Annotated in this window: 1 protein-coding gene; it reads left to right on the top strand. The window is 49.1% G+C overall.

What is annotated here, in order from left to right; translation table 11 throughout:
• On the top strand, positions 1-495 hold a 495-nt coding region (locus HBA93_RS18345; protein WP_221724256.1), incomplete at both ends, for a transporter substrate-binding domain-containing protein.

Raw genomic sequence — 495 nt, forward strand, 5'->3', positions numbered from 1 at the left:
ATGCGGAGCGTGCCAAAGTTATTGATTTCACTGAAGAATATTACAATATGGCCGGCATTGTTCTGATCGCGCCCAAAGATACCACAATAAACAAATGGGAAGATGTGCGCGGACAGAAACTCTGCGGCATGCAGGGCAATCTTTATAACCGTACGCTCACCGGCACTTATGGTGCACAAACCGTGCTGCTCACCGGCACTGCCGATATGTTTAAAGCTTTCCAGAACGGCCGTTGCAGTGCAGTTGCCTTTGACGGCCCTATTCTTCAGCAGAAACTGTCTGATCCTGAGTGGGGTGAGAAATATAAAATCGCATTGAACACCTTCAACTATATCCCGATTGCAGGCGGCGTGCGTAAAAACGAACAGCGTTTTCTTGAAGAAGTGAACAAGGCCATTCTTTCCGCCGAAGCTTCCGGCCTGCTGGTCGATGCTGAAAAAGCCTACAATATGGGCACCAGTGAATATGTGACTAAACGCGCAGCCGACGCCAAAG

The organism is Ochrobactrum sp. SFR4 (genome assembly GCF_019730395.1).
Lineage (GTDB): Bacteria > Pseudomonadota > Alphaproteobacteria > Rhizobiales > Rhizobiaceae > Pseudochrobactrum.